This is a genomic window from Rhizobium sp. P2_G2 (assembly GCF_056403555.1).
Genome location: NZ_JBFUFF010000015.1, coordinates 76,271 through 91,133, shown reverse-complemented (window position 1 = coordinate 91,133; position 14,863 = coordinate 76,271). Strand labels below are relative to the sequence as shown.

15 protein-coding genes are annotated in these 14,863 nt (G+C 62.6%); 7 read left to right on the top strand and 8 right to left on the bottom strand.

What is annotated here, in order from left to right; all coding sequences use genetic code 11:
• Positions 1–3: 3 nt before the first annotated feature.
• Positions 4–1,806, top strand: coding sequence for a DNA mismatch repair endonuclease MutL (mutL, locus tag AC1D06_RS14340; protein ID WP_477986709.1), 1,803 nt, complete (start codon positions 4–6; stop codon positions 1,804–1,806).
• 98 nt (positions 1,807–1,904) lie between these two features.
• Complete coding sequence (locus AC1D06_RS14335) at positions 1,905–2,132, top strand: DUF2093 domain-containing protein (RefSeq protein ID WP_477986733.1); 228 nt, start codon at positions 1,905–1,907, stop codon at positions 2,130–2,132.
• A 3-nt stretch (positions 2,133–2,135) separates the two neighbouring features.
• Here the strand turns inward: AC1D06_RS14335 and AC1D06_RS14330 are convergent, their stop codons facing one another.
• The 6 genes from AC1D06_RS14330 to AC1D06_RS14305 form a co-directional block, all read right to left on the bottom strand.
• Positions 2,136–2,438, bottom strand: a complete 303-nt coding sequence (locus tag AC1D06_RS14330; RefSeq protein ID WP_477986708.1) for a helix-turn-helix domain-containing protein — start codon at positions 2,436–2,438, stop codon at positions 2,136–2,138.
• Positions 2,435–2,641 (bottom strand): type II toxin-antitoxin system RelE/ParE family toxin, encoded by a 207-nt coding sequence (locus AC1D06_RS14325; RefSeq protein ID WP_477986707.1) that lies wholly within the window; start codon positions 2,639–2,641, stop codon positions 2,435–2,437. Before AC1D06_RS14325 ends, AC1D06_RS14330 begins: the two co-directional genes overlap by 4 nt.
• A 129-nt stretch (positions 2,642–2,770) precedes the next feature.
• Positions 2,771–3,805, bottom strand: coding sequence for a tetraacyldisaccharide 4'-kinase (gene lpxK / locus AC1D06_RS14320; protein WP_477986706.1), 1,035 nt, complete (start codon positions 3,803–3,805; stop codon positions 2,771–2,773).
• Between the two features lie 109 nt (positions 3,806–3,914).
• Complete coding sequence (locus AC1D06_RS14315; RefSeq protein WP_477881942.1) at positions 3,915–4,634, bottom strand: HAD family hydrolase; 720 nt, start codon at positions 4,632–4,634, stop codon at positions 3,915–3,917.
• A gap of 7 nt (positions 4,635–4,641) precedes the next feature.
• Complete coding sequence (waaA, locus tag AC1D06_RS14310) at positions 4,642–5,964, bottom strand: lipid IV(A) 3-deoxy-D-manno-octulosonic acid transferase (protein ID WP_477881940.1); 1,323 nt, start codon at positions 5,962–5,964, stop codon at positions 4,642–4,644.
• 40 nt (positions 5,965–6,004) lie between these two features.
• Positions 6,005–6,250 carry a DUF4170 domain-containing protein gene (locus tag AC1D06_RS14305; protein WP_477881938.1) on the bottom strand — a complete coding sequence of 82 codons (246 nt, stop codon included), beginning with the start codon at positions 6,248–6,250 and terminating at the stop codon, positions 6,005–6,007.
• A gap of 400 nt (positions 6,251–6,650) precedes the next feature.
• Here AC1D06_RS14305 and tauA point away from each other — a divergent pair, with 400 nt between their 5' ends.
• The 4 genes from tauA to ssuD all read left to right on the top strand — a co-directional run bounded on the left by tauA (position 6,651) and on the right by ssuD (position 10,567).
• Positions 6,651–7,658: a taurine ABC transporter substrate-binding protein gene (gene tauA, locus AC1D06_RS14300; RefSeq protein WP_477986705.1), complete on the top strand. Its 1,008-nt coding sequence runs from the start codon at positions 6,651–6,653 to the stop codon at positions 7,656–7,658.
• Positions 7,659–7,723: 65 nt separating this feature from the next.
• Positions 7,724–8,521 carry a taurine ABC transporter ATP-binding protein gene (locus AC1D06_RS14295; RefSeq protein WP_477986704.1) on the top strand — a complete coding sequence of 266 codons (798 nt, stop codon included), beginning with the start codon at positions 7,724–7,726 and terminating at the stop codon, positions 8,519–8,521.
• A gap of 33 nt (positions 8,522–8,554) precedes the next feature.
• The gene (locus AC1D06_RS14290; protein ID WP_477986703.1) at positions 8,555–9,400 is read left to right on the top strand and encodes an ABC transporter permease subunit; all 846 of its coding nucleotides are present in this window, start codon (positions 8,555–8,557) and stop codon (positions 9,398–9,400) included.
• 18 nt (positions 9,401–9,418) lie between these two features.
• Positions 9,419–10,567 (top strand): FMNH2-dependent alkanesulfonate monooxygenase, encoded by a 1,149-nt coding sequence (gene ssuD / locus AC1D06_RS14285; RefSeq protein WP_477986702.1) that lies wholly within the window; start codon positions 9,419–9,421, stop codon positions 10,565–10,567.
• 165 nt (positions 10,568–10,732) lie between these two features.
• On the opposite strand, the gene AC1D06_RS14280 is transcribed toward ssuD, so the two are convergent.
• Positions 10,733–11,536 carry a 3'(2'),5'-bisphosphate nucleotidase CysQ gene (locus AC1D06_RS14280; protein WP_477986701.1) on the bottom strand — a complete coding sequence of 268 codons (804 nt, stop codon included), beginning with the start codon at positions 11,534–11,536 and terminating at the stop codon, positions 10,733–10,735.
• A 5-nt stretch (positions 11,537–11,541) separates the two neighbouring features.
• Entirely contained in the window at positions 11,542–12,888 is a 1,347-nt protein-coding gene (locus AC1D06_RS14275; RefSeq protein ID WP_477986700.1) for a TldD/PmbA family protein, read from the bottom strand.
• A gap of 97 nt (positions 12,889–12,985) precedes the next feature.
• Here AC1D06_RS14275 and AC1D06_RS14270 point away from each other — a divergent pair, with 97 nt between their 5' ends.
• The gene (locus AC1D06_RS14270; RefSeq protein ID WP_477881926.1) at positions 12,986–14,755 is read left to right on the top strand and encodes a monovalent cation:proton antiporter-2 (CPA2) family protein; all 1,770 of its coding nucleotides are present in this window, start codon (positions 12,986–12,988) and stop codon (positions 14,753–14,755) included.
• The last annotated feature ends 108 nt before the right edge of the window (positions 14,756–14,863 follow it).

Genomic DNA, 14,863 nt, shown 5'->3' with positions numbered 1-14,863 from the left:
GCCATGCAAATCAAGCTGCTTTCCGAAACCCTGGTCAATCAGATCGCCGCCGGCGAGGTCATCGAACGGCCGGCGAGTGCGGCCAAGGAATTGATCGAGAATGCCATCGACGCCGGCGCCAGCCGCATCGAGATCGCCACTGCCGGTGGCGGCAAGGCGCTGCTCAGGGTGGTCGACAATGGGTCGGGCATGGCGCCCGACGATCTCGATATGGCCGTGCGCCGGCACTGCACCTCCAAGCTCGACAAAGGGCTCGATGAAATCCGCACGCTCGGCTTCCGCGGCGAGGCGCTGCCCTCGATCGGGTCGGTGGCCAAGCTCTCGATCACCAGCAGGCTTAGAGACGCATCGGAAGGCGCGGAGATCGAGGTGATCGGCGGCCGCGCCTCGGGTGTCCGGCCGCGGGCGGCCAATGCCGGCACGATTGTCGAAGTGCGGGACCTGTTCTTCGCCACACCGGCGCGGCTGAAATTTTTGAAGACCGAAAAGGCGGAAGCCGGCGCAATCACCGAAATTGTGCGGCGCATGGCGATTGCCTTCCCGCATGTCCGCTTCACGCTGTCGGGCAGCGATCGGGCGACGCTGGACTTCGCCGCCACCGGCGACGATCGCCTCGCCCGCATCGCCCAGGTGATCGGCAAGGATTTCGAAGACAATGCGATAGCACTCGATGCCGAGCGTGAGGACGTGCGGCTCACCGGCTTTGCCGGCATTCCCGTCTTCAATCGTGGCAATGCGGCGCACCAGTTCGCCTTCGTCAATGGCCGTCCGGTGAGCGACAAGCTGATCGTCTCGGCAATCCGCGGCGCCTATGCCGAGACGGTGCCCAGCGGGCGCTATCCGGTGGCGGTGCTCGACATCGCGCTCGACCCGGCACTGGTCGATGTCAACGTGCATCCGGCCAAGTCCGACGTGCGCTTCCGCGATCCCGGCCTGGTGCGCGGCCTGATCGTCGGCGCCATCCGCGAGGCGCTGACGCGCGACGGCGACCGTTCGTCGACGACGGCGGCGCGGGCGATGACGGCAGCTTTCCGTCCCGGTTTCCGGCCGCAGCCGGCGCAGAACTGGACGCCATCCGCTTCGCCCTTCCGGCCGCTTACATCCGCACCGCAAACCGGCTTGGGCGAACCGCCGCAGGCAAGCTTCGACGTGATCGCCACGCCGTCGGCCCGTGCGGACGCGGCCCCGGCGCCCGCGCCGGAAGTCCGCATCGCCGAGGTCTTCACCCATCCGCTGGGTGCTGCACGCGCGCAGGTGCATGAGAACTACATCATCGCCCAGACCGAGGACGGCATGGTGATCGTCGACCAGCATGCCGCGCACGAGCGGCTGGTGTTCGAAGACATGCGCAAGGCCCTGGCCGCCGAGGAGGTGCCGTCGCAGGCGCTGCTTATCCCGGAAGTCGTCGACCTGCCCGAGGAGGATTGCGACCGGCTGATGGAGCATGGCGAAGCCCTCGCCCGGCTCGGCCTGCACTACGAGCGCTTCGGTCCCGGCGCCATCCTGGTGCGCGAGACGCCGGCTATGCTGGGCGAGGTCGATGCGCCGGCACTGATCAAGGAGCTCGCCGACGAGATCGGTGAATGGGACACATCGGCCAGCCTGCACGCACGGCTCGAACATGTCGCGGCCACCATGGCCTGCCATGGCTCGGTACGCTCCGGCCGGCGGTTGAGAGTCGAGGAGATGAACGCGCTGCTCCGGCAGATGGAGGCGACGCCAGGCTCCGGCCAGTGCAATCACGGCCGCCCGACCTTTATCAAGCTGAAGCTTTCGGACATCGAGCGGCTGTTCGGGCGAAGCTAGAGCCAGAAATGCCTTGGAAACCACAAGCGTGCGCTGATTTGCAATCTCAACATCACGGCTGTATATCGCGTTGAACGTATTAGAGGATCTTTGGAATGATGAACCGGTTTGAAGGCAGCGGCAGCCGCGAAGCGAAAATCCGCTATCTTGACGGTGATTTCCAGATTCTGCTCCCCGGCGGCTATGTGATTTGCGCCATAACCGGCAAGCAGATTCCGATCGACGAGCTCAAATATTGGAGTGTCGACCGGCAGGAACCCTACGCAGATTGTGGCGCCTCGCTGGAGGCGGACAAGAGGGCCGGCGTGCTGCCGACGCAGAAGTAAGATTCAGCCGGCGTCCTCGGTCATAGGTTTGAAATGAATGCGCAGCTTGTGGCCGGTCGCTTGTGCATAGCGTTCAAGTGTGCGGGTCGAGGGCTTTGTCCGACCGCTTTCGAGACGCGAAACCGCGCTTTCCGTTGTACCCATCCGACTGGCGATTTCGGCCTGTGACAGGTGAGACCGCGCGCGAGCTTTGATCATTTCCTTGATCAAGGCAAATTCATCTTCGAGCGCATCGTAAGCCGCCCGGTATTCAGGGTCCTCTGCCATATGCTTGGCATGCAGGTCTTCGGCGCGGATCGTTTTCATTCGATTTCCTTCGGCGGCGTCTTCTGCGTCTTCTTGATAAAAATCCGAACGATCACGATGCGCTGTCCTTTGACAGCAATATAGATTGCCCTGGCAATTCCGTCTTTGCCCGTGATCCGCAGTTCCCACAGCTTGTCGCCAAGCGGCTTCACCCAATCGCGCGGCAAGCCGAACAGACCGTCTTCCCGGATCACATCTGCCATCCGTCCAAGCCTGCATGTCGGCCGGCAACTTGGCTTCTTCTTCAACGGCGCTGGGAAGATATTGAACGATCCACATACAAACCTTAGCAAAAATGTTAAGTTTCGTCGAGCGTTTTCGTATTGGGGACGCTAGCTGCCCTTCCGCGCCCCTCGCTTCCGCGCCGCCGCGATCGCCTGATCGATGATCAGCCCGGGCGTTGCGCGCGAGTCGAAGGCCATCTCCACCTCGATCACCTTCGCCTTATCGAGGAGCTCGGCGGCGTGGCCATGATGGCCGATCAGGCGGACCGCGTCCTTGGCGGTGGTGACGATGTCGAGGCTTTCGCGCTCGGCTGTGGCGAGTATGTCGGCGATCTCGTCCTCGCTCAGATGCTGGTGGTCGCCGAAAGGGCGGCTTATGGCGATGATGCCGCCAAGCTCTTCCACCGTACGGAAGAATTTTTGCGGATCGGCGATACCGGCGAAGGCCAATACCTTGCGATCCCGAATTTCCGGTGCGCCGACGGGGCGGATCGCGGCCTCGAGCACCGGCTTGCCGGAGCGGGCGGCGAGGCGGATGAAGGGATCGGCGGCATTGCCCCGGCCAACCTTGAGCAGGGCGGTGGCGAATTTGAGCTGCAATGCCGTGGGGGCGCGCACCGGTCCAGCGGGGACGATATGGCCGTTGCCGATGCCGCGCATGGTGTCGATCACCATCAGCGCATAATCGAAATGCAGCCTGGCGCTCTGGAAGCCATCATCCATGATGATCAGGTCACAGCTCTCGTTGACCAAGCGCTGCGCGCCTTCGACGCGTTTGCGGGAGATGACGGTGAGCGCCTCACGAGCGATCAATAGCGGCTCGTCGCCGACATCCATGGCGCGATGATGCGAGGGGTCGACAATGATGGTGCGATCCATGCTGCCGCCATAGCCGCGGCTCAGCACGCCGGCCTTCAGGCCCTTGGACTTGGCGGCCTTCGCCAGCGCGATGACGGTCGGCGTCTTGCCGGCGCCGCCGACGGTGAAATTGCCGACGCAGATCACCGGAACCGGCATTTGCAGCCGCTTTGCCCGTTTCATGTTGCGGCTGGCAACCGCGGCATAGATCCATGACACCGGCGTCAGGAACCAGGCCTGCAAACCTGCTTTTTCCCACCAGAAGGGTGGTGCTTCCGAAACCATCCGCCGCGCCTCGCCGCCTCGCGAAGTCCCTTGACCAACTTTTAACGATATTGCGGGGGCACAGAACGCGAAAAGCTTAGACAAAGCAAGTGCTTTGGCAATCTATGCTTTATTCCGCAGCCTTTGCCGCCAGTCGATCGAGCAGGGCTTCGAGATCATCTATGCTGCCGAGCACATAATCGGCGTCCGGCGCCAGCGCTTCTTCGCCGCTGGTGCCGGTCAGCACGCCGATGGCAAGCCCCGCTTTGGCATTGCGCGCCATGTGCAGGTCGTGGGTGTTGTCGCCGACCATGGCGATCTCGGCGAGATCGATGCCCTGGCTCGCGGCGAAACCATCGATCATGCCCGGATTGGGCTTGACGCCGTGGCCGCTGTCATAGCCGGCGATATAGTCGAGATAGGGCATGATGCCGACGCGGTCGGCGATGGCGCGGATCGAGGCCTCGTTGTCGGAGGAGGCTATGCCGAGGCGCAGGCCTCGTCCTTTCAGCCGCTCGAAAAGCACCGGCAAATCGGTAACGGGCACGGCATTGGCCGCACCCTCGACATAGAGGCGGTCGAGATGCGTGGTCAGTTCCTCGGGCTCGAAAGGCGCACCGGCATTGGACATGGCCAGCGCGATTTCGCTCGGCGCGGCAGCGGCGAACAGGCTGCCGGAAGACACCTTGCCGGTGAGCGGATCCATGCCGCAGATAATCATCAGCCGGTCGGCCAGGAATTCGTCGCCAGCAGCGGCGAACAGCGAGGCGCGGCGGTTGACCGGCTCCCAGCTCTTGTCGAAATCGAGAAGCGTGCCGTCCTTATCAAACAGGATGCCGGTGATCTTCATGGAGCTCCTACGCGCCGTTGGTGCCGTTGCGCGGCATCAGCCGCGCTTTCATGGTGAGGGGATTGATATAGGGTTCGAGGCCACGCACCGTCGCGGTCAATGCGCCGCGCATCTGGTGGACGGTCTGCAGGCCAGCATCGATCATCTGGTAACGGGCCGGCTCGTTGGTGAGCAGGAAGTAGACGCCCTTGGCCAGCATTTCGGCATCGCGGACCATGCGGGCCGAGCCGTTGCGGGCGAGCATCTGGTAGCTCTCGCGGAAATTGCCGACATGGCCGCCGGAGAGGATGGCGCAACCCATCATCGCCGGCTCCAGCGGGTTCTGTCCACCCTCGGCGGTCAGCGAACGTCCGACGAAGGCGACCTCGGTGAGCGTGAGGTAAAGGCTCATCTCGCCGATCGTGTCGCCGAGATAGACGTCCGTATCGGCAGCGATGGAATCGTTGCGGCTGCGGCGGGCAACCTTCAACCCGTCTTCGACGAGCATTTCCTCGATCTCGCCGGCGCGTTCCGGATGGCGCGGCACGATGATCGACAAGAGATCGAGCCGGCCCTTGAGCGCCTTCTGCACTTGTGCGGCGGCCTTCTCCTCACCGTCGAAAGTCGAGATCGCCGCCCAGGTCAGGCGGTCGCCGATCTGCTGCTTGAGGCGATTGAGGGCGAAGGGATCGGGATCTGCCATGCCGCTGTCGGCTTTGAGATTGCCCGAGACCAGCACCGGCAGGGCGCCGAGTTCCTGGAAGCGGGCGGAATCGAGTTCCGATTGCGCGATCACCAGCGCCAGGTTCTCGAACAGCGCCGAGGCGATATTGCTTGCCATCGACCAGCGGCGGAACGAGCGGTCCGACATGCGCGCATTGACGAGCACTTGCGGGATATGCCGGTGGCCGAGTTCCACAATGGTGGTCGGCCAGATCTCGGATTCGGCAAACAAAGCCAGGTCCGGCTGCCAGTATTCGAGGAACCGGCGCACGACCGGCCGGAGGTCGAGCGGCACATATTGGTGGATGACCTCTCCTTCGAGACGGGAATGGGCGACGGCGGCAGAGGTCACGGTGCCGGTGGTCAGCAGCACGGTGATGCCACGGCGCGACACTTCCTTAATCAGCGGCACCATGGCATTAGTTTCGCCGACGCTTGCCGCATGCACCCAGACGAGCGGCCCCTCGGGGCGGGCGGCGCTGGGATAGCCATAGCGTTCGGATTTGCGCGCCCTGTCCTCCTTGCCGCGCGCCGTGCGCCAGGCAACGAACGTGCTGATCACCGGATAGGCGACGACACCGCCCCAGCGATAGAGGGAGAGCGCCAGGCGCGCGCGCCAGTTACTCATGACCCCTGCTCCTTGATCCGTGTCGCGTACGGCACGGCGATCACGCCAACGCCGTCACGTCGGGTTCGAGCAGCTTGTGCATATGGACGATGAAATAGCGCATATGGGCATTATCGACCGTCTGCTGCGCCTTGCTCTTCCAGGCGGTGAGCGCTGCGGCATAGCTCGGATAGATGCCAACAATGTCGAGCTTTTCGAGATCACGGAATTCGGTGCCGCCGAGCTTGACGAGCTCGCCGCCGAAGACGAGATGCAGGAGCTGCCTGGGTGCTGTGTTCTCAGTCATTGTTCTTGCCTTCAATATAGCTATCGGCGCCGTTATGGGCATGGAATTGCGGCAATCTCGCGCAAAGGTCAATGGGTTGGGCGAGCTCAAGGCCGAGAAGTGGGGGAAAAGTGAGGGTTTGAACCGGACGGGCCGATCCTCCGCGATGCAATCGGCTCGCTCCACGCAATCCAGACGGGTCGGCGCGTCGGCGGAGACGGTCAAGGACCACTTCGCCGATGGGCGGTTTCGCCGGTGAATTACAGAAAAGAGCGCCCGTCGGCCTCGCGGGACGGAGGCAGCTGTTCCCAGTGCGGGCCGAAATTTGGTATATTAATTCTATAAAAAATATGTATTTATGAAATCCTCTTTGTCATTCGTCGCCACAACGGCCGACGCTTGAACTCAGGGGAGTGAAACCATGCGCTTTAAGGCAATTCTCGGAGCTTTCGGACTGATCGCCTCCGTCCTGACCGCCGCCCATGCAGATGACACCAAGAAAGTTGTCATCGCCTATCAGACCGGCGCCGTGCCCTATCTGGTCGGTATCGCCAATGGTGAACTGGCCAAGAAGACGGGCTGGGACATTGAATTTCGCCGCTTCAATTCCGGCGCCGATATCTTTGCCGCGATCGCGTCGGGCGACGTGCAGCTCGGCGACGTCGGGTCGAGCCCCTATGCGGCTTCAGTGAGCCGCGATCTCGATGTCAAGGGCATCTACGTCACTGCCGGCGCTGGCGACAGCGAAGGACTGGTCGTGCGCAAGGAGATCAATTCGGCTGCCGATCTGAAGGGCAAGAAGTTCTCCGCAGCACCCGTCTCCACCGATCACTACCAGCTGCTCGCCTATCTCAAGCAGCAGGGCCTGACGGAAAAAGACGCCCAGGTGATCGCCATGCCGCAGCCGCAGATCGTCGCGGCCTGGAAGCGCGGCGACATCGATGGCGCCTTCGTCTGGGATCCGGCGCTGTCTGAACTGAAGAAAGATGGCAAGGTGCTGATCACCTCCGGCGAAGTGTCGAAGCGCGGCGCACCGGTGTTCAGCGCGCTGGTCGTCACCGGTGACTTCGCCAAGAAGAACCCCGAATTCCTCACCAAATATGTCAGCCTGATCGACAGCTACTATGTCGATTTCAGCAAGAACCCCAACAATTGGGGTCCGAGCTCGGACAATATCAAGCTGATCGCCAAGCTGCAGGGCGGCACGCCCGAGGAAAACTACGGCTGGCTGAAGACCACTGTCGTCATCCCTCTTCAAGACCAGGTCACTGACGCCTGGCTCGGTGGCGGCGATAACGGCAACGTCGCCAAGACGCTGAAGGCCACGGCGCATTTCCTCAAGGATCAGCACAAGATCACCGCGGTCAAGGACAGCTACGCCGCATTCGTCGATCCCCAATTCGCCAAGGCGGCGCTCGCTTCCAACTAAGACCTGAACGATGACAGCGGCGGCTCCACGACAGGGGCCGCCGCGCATTCAAAAGGACAAGGCCTATGCTTTCGATACGCAACGCCACCATGACATTCGACGCTGCCGACAGCTCGACCGTTCACGCGCTGGACAATGTTTCCTTCGACATTCCGCCGGATTCGATCGTCGTCGCTCTCGGGGCCTCGGGCTGCGGAAAGTCGACGCTGCTCAATGCCATTGCCGGCTTCCAGCCTTTGACCGAAGGCCAGATCCTGATCGATGGCGTTCCCGTGGACCGGCCGGGTGGCGACCGCGGCGTCGTGTTCCAGAAAGACACGCTGCTGCCATGGGCCAACGTCATCGATAATGTCGCGCTGGGCTTGAAATATCGGGGTATTCCCAAGAGCGAGCGGCATCGCCAGGCGCGCGAATTGCTGAATCTCGTCGGGCTCGCCGATTTCGAGAACAAGCCTCCCTACGAACTCTCCGGCGGCATGCGCCAGCGGGTCGGCATTGCCCGCGCGCTCGCCACCGATCCGAAGATTCTGCTGATGGACGAACCCTTCGGGGCGCTCGACAGCCTGACCCGTGAAACCATGCAGCAGCTGCTCGCCTCGATCTGGGCGCAGACGAAGAAGCAGGTGTTTTTCATCACCCATTCGATCGARGAAGCGCTGACGCTCGGCACCCATATCCTGGTCATGTCGCCGCGGCCGGGCCGGATCGTCGCCCGCTATGAAGCAGATTTCGTCCGTCAATTTGCCACGAGCGGCGATATCGGTCCAATCCAGGCCGATCCGCGTTTCGTCGCGCTTCGCGAAGAAATCCGATCGCTGATCCACAGAACCGACAGCCGGCACGTGCTGCAAGCGGCCGCCTGACCCATTCTCATCGCCACTTACGAGGATATCGAAATGAGCGCAGTGATCGACTCCGCAGTGCCCATCACCGAAAAGAAATCGGAGCGGGTACGGACGCCACGTGCGGCCGGCAAGATTGGCGGCACATTCACCATCAGTTCCGCGACGCTGCTCGGACTGATCGGGCTCTGGCTGGTGGCGACGCATTTCCGCCTCGCATCGCCGCTCTTCCTGCCGTCGCCCGCGGAGGTGGCCACGCAGTTCGTCGCCGTTGCCAATGACGGCTACGCCAATGGGACGCTTCTCGAACATATCCTCGCCAGCCTCGGCCGGGTCGGCGTTTCGCTCGCTTTCGGCATCGGCTTCGGTATTCCGCTGGGCCTGCTGATGGGCATCAACCGCTGGGCCAAGGGTATCCTGAGCGTCCCGATCGATATCTACTGGGGCCTGCCGCCGCTTGCCTACCTGCCTTTGCTGATCATCTGGCTCGGCATTGGTGAGGCATCGAAGATCTTGCTTCTCAGCCTCTCGGCCTTCGCGCCGATCTGTTTTGCCGCGCAGGCGGGCGTGCGCTCGGTGCCGCAGGAGAGGATCAACGCCGCTCGCTCGCTCGGCGCCAATACGATGCAGATTTTCACCTCGATCGTCCTGCCCTCGGCATTGCCGGAAATCCTGACCGGCGTCCGCATCGCCATCGGCGCGACGCTGTCGACGCTGGTCGCCGCCGAACTGATCGCCGCGCAGTCCGGCGTCGGCTACATGATCATGTCCGCCGCCAACTTCCTCGCCACCGACGTCGTCTTCGTCGGCCTGATCATCATCGCAGTCTTCGCCTTCGCCTTTACCGCAGGAATGCGCTGGCTGGAGCACCGGCTGGTGCCCTGGAAGGGCAAGCTTTAATCGGATGGGAGGTTAATCATGAGCGCTTCGCACAAACCCCTGGACATGTACTGGTATCTGCCGACGCATGGCGACGGACCGTATATCGGCAGCGAGGAGCGTTATCGTGCGCCGAGTTTCGGCTATATGCGCGACATCGCGCAGGCCTGCGACCGCCTCGGCTTCAAGGGCGTGCTGCTGCCGACGGGCAGCTCGTGCGAGGATGCCTGGGTTACGGCCTCGGCGCTCATTCCGCTCACCGAACGTCTGCGTTTCCTGGTGGCTCTGCGTCCCGGAAGCGCCACGCCCGCCATGTTTGCCCGCCATGCCGCGGCCATGGATCGGATATCCAACGGACGGGCGCTGTTCAATGTCGTCACCGGCGCCGATCCCACCGATCTTGCCGGAGACGGCAACAAGCTCGGACACAGCGAGCGCTATGAGCAGACCGACGAGTTCCTGACGATCTGGCGACGCATCCTGTCGGGCGAGGACCCGGATTTCGAGGGCAAGTACCTGTCGTCGCACGGCAAGGGGCTTTCCTTCCCGCCGGTGCAAGGCCCCTACCCGCCGATCTGGTTCGGCGGATCGTCCGATGCGGGCATTGACGTAGCCGCCAAGCATGCCGACGTTTATCTAAGCTGGGGAGAGCCGGTCGACCAGCTCGGCGAAAAGCTCAACCGCGTCCGCGAGCGCGCGCTTGCGTATGGCCGCAGGATCAGGTTCGGCCTGCGCATCCACATCATCGTGCGCGAAACGGAAGAAAAAGCCTGGGCTGCCGCCGACGATCTCATCAGCCGGGTGACGGACGAGCAGATTGCCGCGGCGCAGAACCAGTTCCAGAACGTGTCGCAATCCGTTGGCCAGAAGCGCATGTCGGCGCTGCACCAGGGGCGGCGTGATCAGCTGGTCATCGCGCCGAACCTATGGGCAGGTCTTGGCCTCGTTCGCGGCGGCGCCGGAACCGCTCTGGTGGGCAGCCCCGAAAACGTCGCCGCGCGGCTCCGAGAATATCAGGCGATCGGCATCGAGACGATCATCACCTCCGGATATCCACATTTGGAAGGGGCGTTCAGCGTGGCGGAATTGCTCTTCCCGGTGTTAGGAATTGCCGGCGAGGAGAYGCACAGCCTCAGGGCGGAGAACCAAACCTTGGAAAGCGGTCTGAAACCACGGCGCATCGCGTGAAGGGAGCGGCGCGTAGGGCGCTGATTTCTCGATCCACGACGAAGTTTCATGATGCCCATGCGGGTTTAGTCGCCATGCGAGTGTTTGGCGAGCCTTGTCTGTGGTGGCACATTCATCGGCTTCAAACAGCGCAAACGTCCGCCGGCGAATCGCGTGTATTGCGCCCTACACTCCCACCCCAGCCAACGCTCCCGACACTCGCGCATGCACTGCATCGCTCGCAGCGATCAGCACATCGTGCGTTGGAGATTTCGCATTGTATCTCGGCGCCCGACCTGTCGTGTCGGTCAATTTTCCGCCGGCGTTCCGGAGAATCAGATCCGCTGCCGCCAAGTCCCAATCGTGGGAATTCGGCATCACCAGCGTCGCGTCCATCCGTCCATCGGCGATCATTGCCAGCCGATAGGCCAATGACGGGATGCGGCTGAGGCGATCGATGGCATCGCGGGTTTCAGGCGCCAGCCGGTTGATCATCTGGTCGGCGGCGCTGAGGCGGAAGCGGCCGGTCGGAGCGGGGTCGGCAACGCGGATAGGCATGCTGTTCTTCTTCACCATGCCGTCGGCGGTGGCGATGTAGAGTTCGTCGAGCGAAGGGGCATAGAGGACGCCGGCGATGGGGGCGCCGTCTTCGGTCACGGCGGCGCTGACGCACCACGTGTCCTTGCCGGCCATGAAAGCGCGGGTGCCGTCGATCGGGTCGATGATGAAGACGCGGGTATGCGTCAGGCGTGCTGGGTCGTCCTCGTTTTCCTCCGACAGCCAGCCGTAGTCCGGATAGGCGTTGAGCAGGCGCTCGCGCAGAATATCGTTGGCGGCGTGGTCGGCGGCGGTGACCGGCGAGGTGCCGCCGTTTTTCCAGAACACTTCGACATCGTTGCGGAAGAAGCGCATCGCCTCACGACCAGCCATAAGCGACGCCTCGACGAGGACGTCGAGCACCGCGGCATGGTCATCGGATGCGGTCGTCATAGATGTCACTTGCCCGCCAGCGTCATATTCTCGATCAGGATCGTCGGCGCTGCGGTTCCATATTTACGGTCGATGTCGTTGGCCGGCACCATCGATAGGAACATGTCCTTGAGATTGGAGGCAATCGTTACTTCCGAGACCGGATAGGTCAGCTCGCCATTCTCGATCCAGAAGCCGGTGGCGCCACGCGAATATTCGCCGGTGATCATGTTGACACCATGGCCGATCATCTCGGTGACGTAAAAGCCGTTCTTCACCGACTTGATCAGATCCTCGGGTGCGATGTCGCCCGGCTCCAGCGCCAGATTGGTGGAGGTCGGCGACACGGCGGTGCCGCCGCGGGCGCCGCGGCCATTGGTCTTGAGGCCGAGTTCGCGGGCGGCGGAGGTGGCAAGGAACCAGTGCTTCAGTACGCCATCCTCGACCATCAGCAGGCGCTCACCCTTGACACCCTCGCCGTCGAAGGGGCGCGAGGCGGGGCCGTTGACGATGAGCGGATCGTCGCTGATCGTCAGGCCGGCGCGCAGGATCTGCTTGCCCATCATCTCCTGCAGGAAGGAGGTCTTGCGGGCGATGGCCGCACCGTTGATAGCGCCGGCGATGTGCGAAACCAGACCGCGGGCGACGCGCGGATCATAGATGACGGTGAGGCCGGAACCGGTGTCGGCCTTGCGCGGATTGAGGCGCTTGACGACGCGCTCACCGGCGCGGCGGCCGATCACATCGGCGGGTTCGAGTTCGGCGAAATGCAGGCGGGAATCGCCGTCATAGTCGCGCTCCATCTTCGTGCCTTCGCCGGCGATGACGCTGACGCCGTGGCCAAACCTGGTCGCCATGTAGCTGCCGGAAAAGCCGTCCGAGGTGACCAGGACAAGACCGCCTATGGAGGCGGAGGCGCCGGCACCGGAGGAATTGGTAACGCCGCTGACGGCCAAAGCCGCAGCTTCGGCTGCGAGCGCGGCATCTGTCAATTCGGCGGAGGAAACATCGGTCGGGTCGAAAAGATCGAGATCTGGATGATCATGCGAAAGATCGGCTGGATCGGCGAGGCAGGCGAAAGGGTCTTCCGGCGAGGCCTTGGCCATGGCGACGGCGCGTTCGGCGAGCGTCTTCATGTCGAAGCCGGGATTGGCCGAGACGCTGGCGACTTTCTTGCCGATGAAGACACGCAGCGAGAAATCGTCGCTTTCCGAGGACTCAGTCCCCTCGACCTTGCCCAACCTGATGGAGACGGAGCGCGAATGCGAACGCACGACCACCGCGTCCGCCGCGGTGGCGCCGGCTTTGACGGCGAGATCGACCAGTTCGGAGGCGCGGGAGAGAAGTGACGAGGAATCAATGGGCTCGGACATGGGAGACCTTTCTGCTGGACTTCATTTATTGTGCGCTTGCAAAATCATCAAGGGTCGCACTAACTAAGTTTGAATTTCGATCAGCCTCAGGAAAAGCATGTCGCAGCCTCACGCCCTGTTCAGCGAAGCCATTCTGCTCCTGGGCGGAGCAGTCGTTTCTGCGCCTTTGTTCAAGCGGCTCGGATTGGGCACGGTGCTGGGATATCTCGCCGCCGGCGTGGTGATCGGGCCTATCGCCAAACTGATCACCGGTGGCGGCGAGATCCTGTCGGTTGCCGAACTCGGCGTTGTCTTCCTGCTGTTCATCATCGGCCTGGAGCTGAAGCCGGCGAGACTCTGGCAGATGCGGCGGGATATTTTCGTGCTCGGGGCGGCGCAGGTGGTTGTGTCCGGCGGCGTGCTGTCGCTGATCGCCTGGCTTTCCGGCATGATCACCTGGCAGGGCGCGATCGTCGCCGGCTATGGACTATCGCTGTCATCAACGGCGTTTGCACTGCCGATCATGGAAGAGCGCGGCGTGCTCAACACACCGGGCGGCCAGCGGGCTTTCGCCATCCTGCTGTTCCAGGACCTGGCGATCGTGCCGCTGCTCGCGGTCGTCGCCTTCCTCGGTCCGGATGGCGAGCAGGGCGGTGGTTTCAGCTTCCAGGGCGCGGGCATCGCCATCGCCGCCATTGCCGCCTTGATCCTCGCCGGCAAATATCTGCTGACGCCCCTGTTCGCCATCATTGGTCGCACCGGCGCCCGCGAAGCGATGATCGCCGCCGCCCTATTCGTCGTGCTGGGTGCCGCGACACTGATGGAGCTTGCCGGGTTGTCGATGGCGATGGGCGCCTTCATCGCCGGCCTGATGCTGGCCGAATCCTCGTTCCGGCATGAGCTGGAAGCGGATATCGAGCCGTTCCGCGGCGTGCTGCTCGGCCTGTTCTTCATGGCAGTCGGGCTGTCGCTGCAACTGGATGTCATCCTCAAGAATTGGCCGATCATCGTCATCGCCGTGCCGCTGGTCATGGCGGCCAAAGCGCTGGTCATCTACGGTCTGACGCGGCTTGCGGGGTCGCCGCACAACAGCGCCCTGAAGATCGGTTTTCTCCTGGCGCAGGGCGGCGAATTCGGCTTCGTGCTGTTCACCACCGCGGCCAGCGCCATGGTCTTTTCCACGACCACATCCTCGCTGTTGATTGCCATCGTCACGGTGACGATGGCTCTGACGCCGCTGGTCGCCAACATTCCCAAGCTGTTCATCGTGCCGGAAAAGGCCGAGCAGCTGGACGAAGATTTCGATGGCGCCGGCGCCGACGTGTTCATGATCGGCTTTTCACGCTTCGGCCAGATCGCCGCGCAGATCCTGCTTGCCGGCGGCCGCAGCGTCACCATCATCGATCACACGGCCGACCGTATCCGCCAGGCCTCGACCTTCGGTTTCCGCATCTATTTCGGCGACGGCACACGCAAGGATGTGCTGGAGGCTGCCGGCATAAGGCAGGCCAAGATTGTCGCCGTCTGCACGCATACGCGCGAAACCACGGATCGCATTGTCGAACTCATCCAGTCCGAATATCCCAATGTCCGGATTTTCGCTCGCGCCTACGACCGCATCCATTCGCTGGAACTCAGAGCCAAGGGCGTCGAGTTTGAACTGCGCGAAACGCTGGAATCGGGGCTGCTGTTCGGGCAGAAAACGATCGAAGCACTCGGTGTTCCACCCGAAGACGCGATCGCCATCCGCGACGACATTCGTGAACGCGATGAAGCGCGGCTGCAATTGCAACAGGTGCAAGGCATCACCGCGGGCCGTGAATTCCTGCTCAACCAACCGGTCGTGCCGGAACCGTTGCTCAAACCTCGGCAGGAAGCGGCGGAATAGCCGGCTCAACCGCCGGTTTTTTGTCTTTCTGCAAGCAAATCATGCCAGATTAAATCAGAGTTAAGTTTCTGCTGCAATAAATCATACATCTTGAAATGATTGCGGAAA

Coding starts and splice junctions, on each gene's coding strand:
- AC1D06_RS14290 (WP_477986703.1), top strand. CDS start 8,555: ATGAGCGCAGTGATCGACTCCGCAGTGCCCATCACCGAAAAGAAATCG.
- AC1D06_RS14280 (WP_477986701.1), bottom strand. CDS start 11,536: ATGACGACCGCATCCGATGACCATGCCGCGGTGCTCGACGTCCTCGTC.
- AC1D06_RS14315 (WP_477881942.1), bottom strand. CDS start 4,634: ATGAAGATCACCGGCATCCTGTTTGATAAGGACGGCACGCTTCTCGAT.
- AC1D06_RS14270 (WP_477881926.1), top strand. CDS start 12,986: ATGTCGCAGCCTCACGCCCTGTTCAGCGAAGCCATTCTGCTCCTGGGC.
- mutL (WP_477986709.1), top strand. CDS start 4: ATGCAAATCAAGCTGCTTTCCGAAACCCTGGTCAATCAGATCGCCGCC.
- AC1D06_RS14330 (WP_477986708.1), bottom strand. CDS start 2,438: ATGAAAACGATCCGCGCCGAAGACCTGCATGCCAAGCATATGGCAGAG.
- waaA (WP_477881940.1), bottom strand. CDS start 5,964: ATGAGTAACTGGCGCGCGCGCCTGGCGCTCTCCCTCTATCGCTGGGGC.
- AC1D06_RS14325 (WP_477986707.1), bottom strand. CDS start 2,641: ATGGCAGATGTGATCCGGGAAGACGGTCTGTTCGGCTTGCCGCGCGAT.
- AC1D06_RS14335 (WP_477986733.1), top strand. CDS start 1,905: ATGAACCGGTTTGAAGGCAGCGGCAGCCGCGAAGCGAAAATCCGCTAT.
- AC1D06_RS14305 (WP_477881938.1), bottom strand. CDS start 6,250: ATGACTGAGAACACAGCACCCAGGCAGCTCCTGCATCTCGTCTTCGGC.
- lpxK (WP_477986706.1), bottom strand. CDS start 3,805: ATGGTTTCGGAAGCACCACCCTTCTGGTGGGAAAAAGCAGGTTTGCAG.
- tauA (WP_477986705.1), top strand. CDS start 6,651: ATGCGCTTTAAGGCAATTCTCGGAGCTTTCGGACTGATCGCCTCCGTC.
- AC1D06_RS14275 (WP_477986700.1), bottom strand. CDS start 12,888: ATGTCCGAGCCCATTGATTCCTCGTCACTTCTCTCCCGCGCCTCCGAA.